The following is a 14311-nucleotide window of genomic DNA, read 5'->3' as shown; positions in this document are numbered from 1 at the left end:
CTAGAATTAGGGGATATGAATATGGAACGTAATTATAATGCGCTTTTAGTTGATGACTCAAGATCCTTACGTATGGTGGTCCAGCGACTAATTAAATCTTCAGGGTATTCATTTAATGTTTTTTGGGAAGCTAATGACGGGCGGGAAGCCCTTAAGATAGCTTCGAATAACGAAATCGATATCATTTTTACCGACCTGAACATGCCTGTTTTGGGTGGCATCGAGTTTATAAAAGAATTTCGAAAAACAAAAAAAAGCATTCCCATTATTGTAGTGACAACCTTAGGAAGTCAGCAGATAGTGATGGATGCACTTAAATGTGGCGCTAATGACTATATTATTAAACCGTTTTCCCACGAGCGGATTAAATCAGTCCTCGGGAAATTTTTAAAATGAGAATATATTATCTTAAGTTTATTGAGTTTTAAGCAATCTTATTGTTTCTTAAACACAAGCCATATGATACAATAACGTCCTATGGATTATAATAATTTAAAAATAAGAAACTTCTCTATAATCGCGCACATTGATCATGGGAAATCAACCCTTGCTGACCGGTTCCTGGAGGTAACAAATACTATTCCTCAGCGGTCAATGAAAAAGCAAGTGCTTGATATGATGGACCTGGAGCAGGAACGTGGAATTACCATTAAGCTCCAAGCCGCCAGGATACTTTTCACAGCTAAAGATGGCGAGCAATACGTATTAAATCTTATTGATACTCCTGGACACGTCGATTTTTCTTATGAAGTGTCCCGGTCTCTTGCTGCTTGTGAAGGTGCTTTGCTAGTTGTCGATGCTGCCCAGGGAATAGAAGCTCAAACGCTTGCGAATACCTATTTAGCTATGGAACACGATTTGACCCTTATTCCGGTTATTAATAAGATAGACTTGCCTAATGCCGATCCTAATAAAGTAATCGGTGAGCTTGTCGATATCCTTGGGATTGATCCGGAAGAAGCTGTTTTATGCAGTGCCAAAGAAGGCACAGGGATCACGGATATCCTTCAAGCAATTGTTGATCGGATAGCCCCTCCAAAGAATCTGGTTGCAGAACCGACCAAAGCACTTATTTTTGATTCGCTTTATGACCCTTACAAGGGGGTTATTATTTACTGCAGAATTTTTGAAGGTTCTATATCGCCTAAAGATATTATAAAAATGATGAGGACCGGTTATGAATACGAGGTTATTGAGGTTGGGGTCTTCACTCCTTATATGACGCCTTCTTCCAGTCTTAAGGCTGGAGAGGTCGGTTACATCGTTGCGGGTATCAGAGATGTGCGGCATGCTAGGGTCGGAGATACGATTACCTGTAAGAATAATCCGGCAAATGAGGCTTTGCAAGGCTATCGTGAAGCGAAGTCCATGGTGTTTTGCGGTTTTTATCCGATAGTTGGCGAAGACTACGGACTCCTAAAAGATGCAATCGAAAAACTCCAACTGAATGATGCGGCCCTTCACTTTGAACCAGAGACCTCAAAAGCGCTCGGGTTTGGGTTTCGTTGCGGATTTCTTGGATTACTCCATCTGGAAATTGTGCAAGAGCGCTTAGAACGTGAATTCAACTTAACTATTATCGCAACAGCGCCAAGTGTTGTCTACAAAGTTATTAAAACTAACGGGGATATTGTTTTAGTCGATAATCCGATCAATCTGCCGGAGCCAACTGAAATTGAGCATATTGAAGAACCCTATGTTAAATCAACTATAATTTTGCCGAATGATTATGTCGGATCGGTTATGGAATTAGCTCAGCAACGCAGAGGGCACTTGACTAATATGGAATATTTAACCGCGACAAGAGTGGTCCTTCATTATGATTTGCCTCTTAATGAAATAATAACCGATTTTTATGATCGGCTCAAATCAATTTCTCGTGGGTATGCTTCCTTTGATTACGAAGTCGGTGATTACAAAGAAGCTGATCTCGTTAAATTGGATGTGATGCTCAATAATGAGGTTGTTGATGCTCTTTCTACCATTATCCATGAAAGTAGCGCATATTATAAGGGTAGGGAGCTTACCAAAAAATTAAAAGAGATTATTCCGCGGCAGATGTTCGAGATTCCTATCCAAGCTGCAGTCGGAAATAAGATTATTGCTCGAGAAACTGTCAAGGCTATAAGAAAAAATGTCTTAGCTAAATGTTACGGCGGAGATATTTCCCGAAAAAGGAAGTTATTGGAGAAACAAAAAGAAGGCAAGAAGCGAATGAAGAATATAGGTACTGTTGAGGTTCCCCAGGAAGCTTTTTTTGCCATCCTTCAAATTAATAAGTAATTATGTGGTCAAAACGAACCGAAGATAGAATTAGCGTAGAATTATGTAACAAATCCATTATGGAATCCATTTATATTCATTTCCCCTTTTGCGTGAAGAAGTGCGGTTATTGTAGCTTTTATTCTTTGGAAAATCAGCAAGATCTGATGGAAGAATATAGTTTTGCCTTGAAGCGGGAGATAAAAGCTCTTTCCCAACAGTTTTCTAGAAACACCATAAAAACTATTTACTTGGGCGGGGGTACGCCGTCTCTTATCAGCGCAAAATTATTAGAACGGATACTCTTATGCCTAAAAGAAAACTTTCGACTTTCTAACCCTGAAATAACGATCGAAGTTAATCCTGGGACCGTTGATTATTCGAAAATCAAACATTTTTTTGAAGTTGGCATTAACCGGGTTAGTATCGGTGTCCAAAGTTTTCTGGACAGCGAGCTGTCACTCCTTGGCAGGATCCATAGCCGGAATGAAGCAATAAGAACTGTAACTGATTGTGCTGCAGCTGGGTTTTCAAATATCAACATTGATCTTATTTTTGCGCTCCCGAATCAAACCAAAGACCAGCTCTCACAGTCATTGTGTGTTGTGAAGGATTTGCCGGTTGATCATATCTCTACCTATAATTTGCACCTCGATCCGGGCACACCTATGTATGAGGCTTTGAATCATAACTGTTTTACCCTTCCTGATGAAGAAATCGATGCCGAGTTCTATGAGTATATTATTGATACTTTGCCCAAGTTAGGGTTACAACACTACGAGATCTCTAATTTCGCGAGGCCGGGAAAAGAGTGCCGGCATAATCTTGCCTATTGGGATTACTATGATTTTTTGGGGATAGGAGCGGGCGCTACCTCGATGATTGCCGGTGCCCGGTATACGAATACTGAGGATATTAATGATTATTTATCGGTATCTCCTTTGCATCAGAAAGAAGAGGAGATTCTTGATGAATATACTCAAATTGCAGAAGCCATATTTATGGGGCTGAGAAAACGAAAAGGGATTTTCCTGAATGACCTGTCCTCTCGATTTGGTGTCAATATTATGCAGCACTATGAAAAAGTAATTTCTGAACTGGTAAATAAGAAATTAGTTATCACTGACGCCGATGTATTATGTCTGTCAGATAACGGATTACTTCTTGCGAATGAAGTCTTTGAGGCTTTCCTTCCCTGATTCTTTTCTATTTTATAGCTGCTTAGTGGAAACCTGAAAAGAATTATCTGGGTTAATTGGTCGTTTTAAGGCGGCTGTTTTTATTGTTCAATTGGTATCTATTAATTATCGGAATATATACGTTATTTTGCATGAATACGATTAAATGATACAATGATAATAAATTGTTGCATGGTAAAAGCCTGGGTAATCGGGTATTCCTCTATAATCAAACAGATCGCTGTTACTAACCATGAAACAATAAATAACCGATTTGTAGAATGTAAATAAGGGTTAGTTGCATGCTAAGAAGATTGTTTATCTTTTTATGGGTATTCCTATGCTTTACCAGCGGTAATGGTAATACCCTGGAATTCAAACCTAATATTGACGGTGTAAAAGAATGGAAACTAGGGAATAAGTATGTTCGTGCTAACAATGATGCCCGTAAACATATCCAGGACCACCCATATTATAAACTTTTGCCTTCAGACCTTTATGAAGGGTCGCTTTACTGGAAAGAACGGCTTAACCTTAAGATCGATGGACGTTTAGATAGTAATCTCTATGTAAGATATGACATCGAAGAAGAATCTGATTTTCCCAGCAAGCACAACATATTTGTCCAGTTCTATAACCACGAATTTACTTTTGGGGATTTTGAGCCGCAAATAGTCGGCGGTCCTTTTGCAACCGTCAACAAGAAGATCAATGGGTTCATGTATACAAGTAAAGATGATAAGTATAGTGCTTTCGCGACTGTGGGGGAAGAGCGTAGTGATACGGATATTTTTTTGGTTAATGGAGACGGAGTGAACAAGGTCTATAAGATGCGGTACAATCCTATTGTTGAAGGATCGTTAAAGGTCTATATAAACAATGAAAAATTACAGGAAGGAAAAGATTACACTGTTAATTACATGAATTATAATGTGACGCTTGAAGATGCTCGTAGCGTTAAAGATGTAATTAAGTTTGTCTACGATTATACTAATCCGGTTGAAGACTTTATTAGTATTGATAGACAGCAGTTCAAAGCGGCCCGGATGTCATTCATGATGGATGCAGAGACCGATATGGTAAGGAACGAACTTAAGACCCAGGAATTTCTTGATATAGAATCAAAAACCGATGATGTAACGAACAATACTGCGGTTAACTATGATAATGGCACATTTACTTTAGCAAATAAATATATTTTAACAAACAGCGAGACCATTTATTTTAATGAAAGAAAACTAGCTCCAGCGGAATATATGCTTGATTATGCGAACGGGATTGTTAAGGTGCCTCCGAGAGTATGGGATCCATTCGATAAAATAAGGATATCGTATTCTTATTATGAGCACGGGGAGAGCAAGGAAACGTTTGCCGGAGTCGGAACCATCGGTCCTTATCCACTTAAAAATAAGGAGATAGTCAAAGGCTCTGAGTCCGTTATTCTTAATAAAAATAAATTGAAGATAGAGGAAGATTATTTCTTCAATTATGCTAAAGGCGCAATTACTTTTCGCCGGCCTGTTAGCGGGCAAGATAATGTCGAGGTCAATTACGTCTACTATGCTTTGAAGCTGCCGGCGCAAAAGAAACCCAAATATAATTGGTTTTCCGGGGGAATGACATATCTGCAAAAACGAGCAAAATCAAAGGAAAGCACTATTACTGTTGGTGCAGACAATGAAGTCAGACGGCCATCTGCCAGTTATGGCAGGACGGTTGTTTATAAAGCTGATAACTGGCCGATCAAAGAGGAATCACTTCGAATCCTTGTCAATGATAAAGAGTTGAGCGTAGGCGGCGTATCGATTAATTATGATAGTGGAATTGTAACTGTTAATTATGATGTCGCCTCATACAATAATGGGGTTACGAACGATCTGCAAAGCCTTGATGTTATCCAGGCAGGTGTTAAATTCTCTTACCAATATTATCGTCCTAAGGGGCCGCTGACGTATTCATTTTATGGAAATGACAAAGATAGTAAACCTGCAGAGTATACTTCGCTCAATAAAAGTGCTCAAAAATATGTTTCGGCAGTTCCCTATAACATTAAAGTCGATAGAGATCTTGATGGCGGATTGATTAGTTTGCGGCATAAACCAAGTGCTGGTTCTTTTGATGCCCTCTCAAAATATGGTAAGGATTATGAGATCGTCTATGAACAAGATGATCTGGGGCGATATAGTGGGCAGATAGGTGTTGTTATCTACAAAAGATATCAATCTCCAGAGGATGGTATATGGTACGGTTATGCTCTTAGTGAGGACGATGTTTTTGAGGTAAAATATAGTTATGTGATCCGGGATGCTGCTGATCCGGGGTTCTTCCAGCACGATATTGTTGCAACCGATGTACATATGAATTTCGATGATCGAATAAGAGTCAATTTAGATGCCGCATATAGTACGAGAGAGTTTGAGCGCGGAATCGAGTCGAATAGCGTGGGCGCTACAATCAATGGGACCGGACAATATAATTCTACCTATCAGCTACCCCATCCCGATATTGTGAAAGGTTCCGAATGGTTTTCTAAAGATGGGGTTCGTAAAAGCCTGGAGCCAGGTATGGATTATTACATTAATTATGCTAAGGGAGAGCTTAAGTTTATTGGATTTGCGCCAAACGCTCAGGATAATTACCGTATTTATTATGATTATTACACTCAAGCAGCTTCAGGAACTAAGAAACGTAATGTGGACAAGGGTGTCGCAGCACAGCTGGATACTACCTACACTGATGATAAGTTATCGCTAACCGGTGAGTATAGCTCGGTAGATAAGAGTTTTACCCCGTATGCCGGTACAAATACTATGAAAGTTCCCGTCGGCAGTACCCAATGGAGAGTCAATATTAAATACAAGGTCCTTAGCAGTACTGACGTGTATTACGATAAGAAAGAAACCAAAACGCAATCCGGAGAATTGCAAGGGGATCCAATTTATAGGGTAACCAGAGAAGATAAATACGGTGCAGTTTTTTCTCCAGCGCCATGGCTTTTTGCGGATGGATATATCAATATGGTTACAGATGTGACGGACAAACTCCTTGTTCCTGCTATTACTGAGAATACTCATACAATAGATGATCGAAGTGCTGAAAAAGGCATTAAAGTTACCTTTGGTCCTGAGTACCTGTCAACTAAAATAGCTTATATAGAAAATGAAAAAGAAACAGGCTATGTGGATAAATATCAGAATCAATTAAATACAACGAAGGTATGGGAAATAAAAAATACCTTTATTCCGGTGAACAATGTGAATTTGCAATCGGAGTATGGTTTTTCAAAAGTATATGCTCGTGATGAAGGTCGTGCTTTAGCTTTGAGTTCCGATAGGCGAAGGTATTATGGTACAGCATTACAGTCAAGCTGGTTTGGCAGTATTAGTCTCGAAGGGAAAATAAAGATAACGAATGTCGATTATATCTCTTCTTATAATGTTCAAGGCGAAGCAGTTTCTACAAATAGAGATAAATATGAACTGAAAGATACCAGCTATTCGGTTATTTATACCCCGCAATGGGAAATAGATATGTTCAAACATTTGAGAGCTCAGTATCAGGAAGATCATTCGGAGCAGGATGGACTGGCACTCAGCCAGAAAGGGAAGATATCAAATAACCGGACTTATTCGCTACAATTAAGTCCTTACGGGCTCAGGTGCAGGTATAATGGAAGAGGCTCTGACAGTGAAGAGAGTAATGGGAATATTTTGCGCAACTATAATTCAAATCAATATGATATATCTTCTTTTTCTCCTGTTAGCTGGGTTGCACTGAACAATATCTCTCAAAGCAACAATAAATCTCATTATCGTAGTTATATAGTCCAGGATGCTTCGGCAAATATGACAGATAGCAGCGGTAAAGGTTTTAGCTATTCCTATTTGTTTACCCCACTGCCAAATATTCGATATAATAATAGTTATGCTCAAGAATCTAATAAGGAGCATCAACTGGTCTTGAAATACGCTACCTCGAACACTGTTACTACAGATAAACCTAAATTTTCTCAGAAGAATGATCTTTATATTAAATTGCCGGAAATAGGTCTGACAGGGCTTACCGGGATTTCTGTCATGGATATGCTTACTTTGGGAGACTCGGACCTTTCATATGTGGTTGAGAATTCTGAAGAAAAAACTGTAGTTGATAAGCGGTACTATCCTTCTCAGAATCTATCAATTGTCGAAAGTACTGAACAAAGCCGGAGTGTATCCAATACTTTTAGAACGAAAATGCTCTATAATGTAGTTCCCTTTCGAACTGTTAAATCCTCCTATTTATATGACAAAATTGATAATTTTATTATTACGCAGAGAACCGATAAGACCAATGATACGGTGAGGAATAGCGATGAGACAAAAAAAGTGAATATGCTGATGCCTTTGATAACGAATCTGACCTTAGAAACATCCTGGACTGGTAATTCCCGAAAGGAATGGGAAAATAGGAATACTACGGAGAATCTGTCTTCTGGAGAGGTCCTGAATGATTTTTCAAAAAGAAAAGCTACGAAAAATGAGGAATATTTAACCGGTTTGCAGTGGGCTGCGATTTCTAATGTCGATTTTAAAATGTCCGGTATTTACTCTCGATATGAAGAAAACAGGCAGGAAATGCCTGCCACATTTAACAATTTGTTCTATAAAAAATATTCTATTGTTCCTGGAGCGATTATCGGGTGCGACAAAATCATATATCAGATGTTCCGCGTAAATATTGGTAAAATGACCCTTGGGTACAATCATTATTTCGATTTTATATCTGAGAAGGGGAAGCCTTCCGTAAAGGGGTTCCGGTCGCTATTAACGCTTGATTATGTGCCGTTTCAAATCAACAATGTTAAGGGAACTGCAACCTATAAACGAAATACGGTCTGGGGAACAAATACGAATGAAGCTCAACAACAAAAGGACATAAGTACCGGAGGTAATACGGAGGACACTGTCATAAGTCGTCAAAATTACCTTGAACAGGAAGGGAAAATTGATTTGGAAATCCTTGTGCCTATTAATGGACTGCTGGTTAAGGAAGTCGTTAATAATATCAAGATCAACCTTTCTGCCATCCTGGTAGAATCGAAGGACTATATTCAGAATAATAGCAGTAAGAATTATTACTTATGGTCACTTTTAGGAAACGTCGCTATTAATTTTTAAATAGCTTATCAATTTCTTTCTGCAATGTTTCGTAAGAATGATGCAATAGGGTCAATTCGTCTTCATTGAGTGACGGAACTAATATTTCCTCAATTCCTTTGCTGCCAACTCTTGCAGGCAAGCTAAGGCAAATGTTCTCGATTTCATAGATATTTGAAGAAAAGGTAGAAACCGGAACAATGTTTTTTGAATTGAAAGCTATGTTTTCTATGAGCAGGGTTGCTGCAGTGGCTGGAGCATATGACGGAGAACCTCCCAATGAAATTATTTTTTCTCCGCTTTTTCTGGTTTTTTCTATAACTTCTTTTTTTATGAGGTCATCGAATCCTATTATTTTGTTTAAGGGGATTCCGGCAACATTAGCTGATGAAAATAACGGTACCATGGAATCTCCATGTTCCCCAATAATAATGAGATTAATATCCCGAGGGTTGAGTTGAAGCTTTGATGCTATAAAATACCTCATTCTGATCATGTCATTAAGTGTTCCCAGTCCAATAACTCGTTCCTTTGGGAATCCGGAGACTTTAAGCGCTACATATGTCATAATATCTACCGGATTAGTAGCAACTATGAGAATACATTTCGTGTTGTATTCGGCGATTTTTTCTGTAATATCCTGTACAATAGGATAATTCTGATATGATAAGTCAAGGCGGGAATCTCCTTCTTTTCTTCTAATTCCTGCTGCTATGACAACGATATCCGCGTCGATGAGCTTTTCGAAGCCACCTGAAAATACCTTTGTTGAACCGACAATCGGAGAGGCTTGATTGAGATCGTAAGCGGTTCTCGTTGCCTTGTTAATGTCTTCATCAATGAGTGTGATTTCATCCAGAAAATTTCTTAAAAACAGGGTATATGCTAAGATACTACCAAAATGACCACAGCCTACAATACTTACTTTCATTCTTATAGGTACCTCCGTTTTAGTATTGATTGCTAACAAAGAGTGCTATCATAGAGCAACCAATCCCTAATAACTCTCTATGCACATTTATTGAATTTACATTATACCATGTACAAAGTTGAGTGTCGATAATAGGGATGATATAATTAGAGTATGCTTATCCGTTTAATCGCTGTATGTTTAATTAATTCCCTTTTATTTTGTTATACTGCGCAGGCAACTCAACCTCACCTTCCCTATAAGGAAGGTGAGGTTATTGTAAAACTAAAACAGGCTGCCATCGCTCCGGAACAACTACTGCATGTACTTGATGGGAACCTTAGTCAAATGGCTATAAAGCAAGACAAACATGTGGGCATCAAAAAGATAATTAAGCGACAGAATACTCAATCGATGCGAGTAACCAGCTATAAATCTTTTGAGTCGAAGCTACGGCTGCTTGAGATTTTAAGCCATTTCGAGAGATATTATCTGGTAACCTTTAATGCTGAGATCCCAGTCCTCCAGGTTGTTGAGCAACTAAAAAAGACCAATTTGACAGAGTTCGCTGAGCCAAATTATTATGTTCACCTTTCATCACAGCCAGTACCAATCCCTAACGATCCTTATTTTAATTTCACTGATAAATATGATCTGTTCGGGCTAAATATCTCTGCAGCCTGGGATATCGCTTCAGCACAGGGTTCCCCGATAGTTGCAGTAATTGACACCGGTGTAGATTATAACCATCCTGATCTGGCTGCCAATATGTGGGCCGATGGAGAAGGGAATCATGGGTATGATCCTTATTATAACGATTATGATCCGATGGATTATGATGGGCACGGTACCCATGTTTCTGGTATTATCGCTGCCGTATGCAATAATGGTATCGGAGGCGTCGGGGTAGCTACTAATGCTAAGATTATGGCAATTAAGATGTTCACAGATCTTATTGTTGAATATGGTACCTGGGTCGTTAACGGAGGCACTTCTGATATGCTGGTTAGTGCAATTCAGTTTGCTATTAGTAATCATGCTGATGTGATTAATATGAGTATCGGGAGCCGCTTTTTTTGGAGTGAGGAAGAAAATGTTATAAGAGATGCCTGTAACCAAGCGTCTGCAGCCGGGATCGTTTTAGTTGCGGCAGCCGGAAATGATGGAGGAGATGGTGAGCTCGCAGACTATGAATATCCTTCTGCAGTTCCGGCAGTTATTTCAGTCGGTGCTCTTAATCAAGACCTAATTACGCGGGCTGATTTTAGTAATTATGGAAGCTCTTTGGACCTGGTGGCTCCTGGAAGCCGAATATTCTCTGCTTTAACCCATTTGTATGGCACAAATGGTTATACTCCCTATATTGGAAGTGATACACCTGTTGTAGCAGATAATGCGAAGTATATGCATTTGAGCGGGACTTCACAAGCTACGCCGATTGTCGCAGGATTGGCAGCGCTCATGAAGCAGACGAACCCGGACCTTACCGGAGCACAGATTAGATCAATTATGGAACAGACGGCCGATGACCTGGGTACTCCGCATTGGGACAAATATTTTGGAAATGGCCGGATCAATCCTGTGAGAGCTCTTATTGCTGCCGACACAGTTAAACCTACGGTGACAGAATCGTCGGTAACGTATTTCCTTCCTCTCAACCCAATTATAATTACAGCAAATATTGTTGACAATATTTCTCCTGTAATGACCGAAAATATAACTACTGTATTGTTTTGGAAAACAGCTTCGGAGAATACTTATAAGCAGGAAGTTATGAGCCGGGTTAGTGCTGGTAGTCCTCTTTTTCAAGCCATTGTTCCGGCACTTGATATAGAAACCTCCCTTAACTATTTTATTGTTGTATGTGACTTGAATCCCGCAAATGTTGTAACCGGACCAGTTCGGACTGTCTATACCTACGATATCGATCCACCGGCAGTGACTATGAAAAATCCCTCGATTATGAGTGCGGGTAGGTATTTGTTGCTCACAGTTGTTGAGATTAGTTCTATTGTGGATATGTCTATAACCATAAACAATAGCCTGGGACAGGTAGTTGCTACTGGGAGTATTTCTAGCGGAACGGTAACTCATTCAGGTGGTTTTTATCAGTTTTTATTGCCGCTGAGCATGCCTGCCGGCCACTATTCAATTTATGTTGGAGCTATTGATGGCAAGAATAATCTCTTGTCGCAAACGCTGATCGGAGCGGTACGTATATCAGATGACTTAGTCCTTCTCGGGCCTACTGCCCAATCTTCTGAAGCGGTGGTTTATCCCAGTCCTTTTAATCCTGCAAAAGATCAAACAGCCGATTATCTGAGGGTTGGCTTTCGACTTACGAAACAAGCGGATAGTGTTGAAATGTCGGTTTTTGATCTGAATGGTAATAAAATTGGACAAGGTTGCCTACGGCAGGGATTCCCGATTGTCGCTGACCTCTATTATGAACTTACCTGGGACGGTAGGGACGATTCAGGCTCCTATGCTAAGAATGGTGTTTACCTTGGTGTTATCAAAGTAGTTTGTAACGGTAAAAAACTCATAAATAAGGTAAAAATTTCAGTATTGCGATAATCTATGTGTCTCTGCTTATCAACAAAAGGCTCCTTTGATATACTCTATCACTTTTCCCGATATCAATAACGCGTCAAACCGGCAAGGGCAAGTAACCTGGTTTTTTAAAAGATAGTATCGAGCAGTTTTGATGATTTTCTGCTTTTTTTGTTTTGATATCGCATGGTAAACCGAGATATAATTGCGCGGAGAATAATTTTTTACTTCAATAAAACAGAGTGTGTCGTTATCGAGTGCTATGATATCAATTTCTCCATAACGGGAATGAAAGTTCGTTGTTACGATAGAGATTCCTTCTTTTTTAAGATAATCTATCGCCAAGTGTTCTCCCGTATCCCCGATAGTTTTATTGTTATTTGGCATTATTTCCTTTTTAGAATAACTTCAGCTGTTTTTTGATCTGGAAGCTTTTTCTATGGATAGGAGATAATCCTTGGGTGAAAATGACTTCTTGATGGGCTGCTGTTCCATACCCTTTATTCGACAAGAAATCATATTGAGGATACCTGTTATGCATGTTGTCCATGATCCTGTCTCTGGTCACTTTTGCGATTATTGAAGCAGCGGCAATACTGGCGGACTGTCCATCTCCACCAACAATAGCTTGCTGTTTAATTGTGAGGTCAGGGATTGCGCGGTTTCCATCTACTATGACATAGTTTGGCTTAAAGGGCAGTCTTTCAAGTGCCTTTTTCATCGCCATAAAAGTTGCTTGCAGGATATTATGCTTGTCTATCAGTTTATGACAGACAATACCTATTCCAATTGCTGTTGCTTTTTTGTTTATTTCATCGAAGAGTACATTGCGTTTTTGCGGTTTGAGCTGTTTTGAGTCATTGAGGTGGGGGATGTCAATGTTAATAGGTAAGATGACAGCAGCTGCGACAACAGGTCCAGCCATCGAACCCCGACCTGCTTCATCAACTCCGGCTACTTGGATATAGCCTTGGATTCTCAGTTGGTACTCGATAGCTGTATTAACAGCGGACTGTCGTGCCATTACTTACTATATTTTTTAAAAATAATAACCCCGTTATGTCCACCAAATCCAAAGGAATTCGACATCGCATACGTTACCGTTTTTGACGCTTTTTGGTTGGGAGTGTAGTTGAGGTCACATAATGGATCAGGTGTAGAATAATTGGTTGTAGGAGGTATTATGTTATCCTGTATAACTAAGGCTAGCGCTACTGCTTCAATGGCACCTGCAGCACCTAGAAGGTGTCCAGTCATTGATTTTGTAGAACTAATTGTGACATTTTTTGCATGAGCTCCAAAAATAGTTTTTATAGCCATTGTTTCATATTTGTCATTGAGTTCTGTGGATGTCCCGTGTGCATTTATATAATCAATTACTTCAGGTTTTATATTGGCATCAATTAAGGCTTCTTTCATAGCACGGGATGCGCCTTCTCCATCATCTGCCGGAGCAGTTATATGGAAGGCATCTCCTGAAGACCCGTACCCAACGATCTCTGCATAAATCTTTGCTCCGCGAGCAAGTGCATGCTCAAGTTCTTCGAGCACCAGCATGCCGCTGCCTTCACCCATAACAAATCCATCCCTATTGAGGTCAAATGGTTTTGAGGCTGTTTGCGGATTCTCTGTTACGGTTGACATTGTTCTCGCAGCACAAAATCCAGCAAATGCTAACGGGGTAATCGCAGCTTCTGCTCCACCTGTTACCATCGCTACCGCTTTGCCATCTTGAATAAGATTATATGAATCACCGATTGAGTAAGTTCCTGAAGCACATGCGGTGACAGTGCATGAGTTCGGGCCTTTTGCTCCGATCGAAATAGAAGCCTGTCCTGCGGCCATATCTGCTATCATCATCGGAACCATAAAAGGGGAACATTTATTCGGGCCTTTATCCTTTAAAACGTATGCTTGTTGTTCAAGTACTTCTATGCCGCCGATGCCAGATCCGATAATAACTCCGATTTTGTCAGCATCTTTAGAGATGTCTAAATTTGAGTCTGCAACTGCCTGTTTTGATGCTGCAACTGCAAATTGTATGAATCTTGACATCCTGCGAGCTTCTTTTTTCTCCAGATATTCTTCAGGATTAAAGCCTTTTACTTCTCCGGCAACTTTGGTTGTGTAATCACTCGCATCGAAGCGTGTGACAAAATCAATTCCGCTTTTGCCTGCACATAAGTTTTCCCAATATGTGTTTACGTTATTTCCTAGTGGGTTTACCGTTCCTAGTCCGGTGATGACTACTCTTTTTTTCATTCTAACCG

Annotated in this window: 9 protein-coding genes; 5 read left to right on the top strand and 4 right to left on the bottom strand. The window is 39.8% G+C overall.

Going from position 1 to position 14311, the window contains the following annotated elements:
- The first annotated feature begins 15 nt into the window (after positions 1 to 15).
- The 4 genes from DKM50_11950 to DKM50_11935 all read left to right on the top strand — a co-directional run bounded on the left by DKM50_11950 (position 16) and on the right by DKM50_11935 (position 8599).
- The gene (locus DKM50_11950; GenBank protein ID PZM78267.1) at positions 16 to 396 is read left to right on the top strand and encodes a hypothetical protein; all 381 of its coding nucleotides are present in this window, start codon (positions 16 to 18) and stop codon (positions 394 to 396) included.
- A gap of 81 nt (positions 397 to 477) precedes the next feature.
- Positions 478 to 2283, top strand: a complete 1806-nt coding sequence (locus DKM50_11945; protein PZM78266.1) for an elongation factor 4 — start codon at positions 478 to 480, stop codon at positions 2281 to 2283.
- A gap of 2 nt (positions 2284 to 2285) precedes the next feature.
- The gene (locus tag DKM50_11940) at positions 2286 to 3461 is read left to right on the top strand and encodes a coproporphyrinogen III oxidase (GenBank protein ID PZM78265.1); all 1176 of its coding nucleotides are present in this window, start codon (positions 2286 to 2288) and stop codon (positions 3459 to 3461) included.
- Between the two features lie 281 nt (positions 3462 to 3742).
- Positions 3743 to 8599 (top strand): hypothetical protein, encoded by a 4857-nt coding sequence (locus DKM50_11935; protein ID PZM78264.1) that lies wholly within the window; start codon positions 3743 to 3745, stop codon positions 8597 to 8599.
- Here the strand turns inward: DKM50_11935 and DKM50_11930 are convergent.
- Positions 8589 to 9509, bottom strand: a complete 921-nt coding sequence (locus DKM50_11930; protein PZM78263.1) for an L-lactate dehydrogenase — start codon at positions 9507 to 9509, stop codon at positions 8589 to 8591. The genes DKM50_11935 and DKM50_11930 overlap by 11 nt on opposite strands.
- Before the next feature lie 153 nt (positions 9510 to 9662).
- Here DKM50_11930 and DKM50_11925 point away from each other — a divergent pair, with 153 nt between their 5' ends.
- Positions 9663 to 12065 carry a hypothetical protein gene (locus tag DKM50_11925; protein ID PZM78262.1) on the top strand — a complete coding sequence of 801 codons (2403 nt, stop codon included), beginning with the start codon at positions 9663 to 9665 and terminating at the stop codon, positions 12063 to 12065.
- An 18-nt stretch (positions 12066 to 12083) separates the two neighbouring features.
- Here the strand turns inward: DKM50_11925 and DKM50_11920 are convergent, their stop codons facing one another.
- The 3 genes from DKM50_11920 to fabF are packed head-to-tail and all read right to left on the bottom strand — an operon-like array spanning position 12084 to position 14303.
- Positions 12084 to 12428, bottom strand: coding sequence for a YraN family protein (locus DKM50_11920; protein PZM78261.1), 345 nt, complete (start codon positions 12426 to 12428; stop codon positions 12084 to 12086).
- A gap of 10 nt (positions 12429 to 12438) precedes the next feature.
- Complete coding sequence (locus DKM50_11915; protein ID PZM78260.1) at positions 12439 to 13065, bottom strand: ribonuclease HII; 627 nt, start codon at positions 13063 to 13065, stop codon at positions 12439 to 12441.
- Complete coding sequence (gene fabF, locus DKM50_11910; GenBank protein PZM78259.1) at positions 13065 to 14303, bottom strand: beta-ketoacyl-[acyl-carrier-protein] synthase II; 1239 nt, start codon at positions 14301 to 14303, stop codon at positions 13065 to 13067. Before fabF ends, DKM50_11915 begins: the two co-directional genes overlap by 1 nt.
- Positions 14304 to 14311 lie beyond the last annotated feature (8 nt).

It is taken from the genome of Candidatus Margulisiibacteriota bacterium, assembly GCA_003242895.1.
Taxonomy (GTDB): domain Bacteria; phylum Margulisbacteria; class Riflemargulisbacteria; order GWF2-39-127; family GWF2-39-127; genus GWF2-39-127.
This window is presented reverse-complemented; position numbering and strand designations above follow the sequence as displayed.

Coding starts and splice junctions, on each gene's coding strand:
- DKM50_11950 (PZM78267.1), top strand. CDS start 16: ATGAATATGGAACGTAATTATAATGCGCTTTTAGTTGATGACTCAAGA.
- DKM50_11945 (PZM78266.1), top strand. CDS start 478: ATGGATTATAATAATTTAAAAATAAGAAACTTCTCTATAATCGCGCAC.
- DKM50_11940 (PZM78265.1), top strand. CDS start 2,286: ATGTGGTCAAAACGAACCGAAGATAGAATTAGCGTAGAATTATGTAAC.
- DKM50_11935 (PZM78264.1), top strand. CDS start 3,743: ATGCTAAGAAGATTGTTTATCTTTTTATGGGTATTCCTATGCTTTACC.
- DKM50_11930 (PZM78263.1), bottom strand. CDS start 9,509: ATGAAAGTAAGTATTGTAGGCTGTGGTCATTTTGGTAGTATCTTAGCA.
- DKM50_11925 (PZM78262.1), top strand. CDS start 9,663: ATGCTTATCCGTTTAATCGCTGTATGTTTAATTAATTCCCTTTTATTT.
- DKM50_11920 (PZM78261.1), bottom strand. CDS start 12,428: ATGCCAAATAACAATAAAACTATCGGGGATACGGGAGAACACTTGGCG.
- DKM50_11915 (PZM78260.1), bottom strand. CDS start 13,065: ATGGCACGACAGTCCGCTGTTAATACAGCTATCGAGTACCAACTGAGA.
- fabF (PZM78259.1), bottom strand. CDS start 14,303: ATGAAAAAAAGAGTAGTCATCACCGGACTAGGAACGGTAAACCCACTA.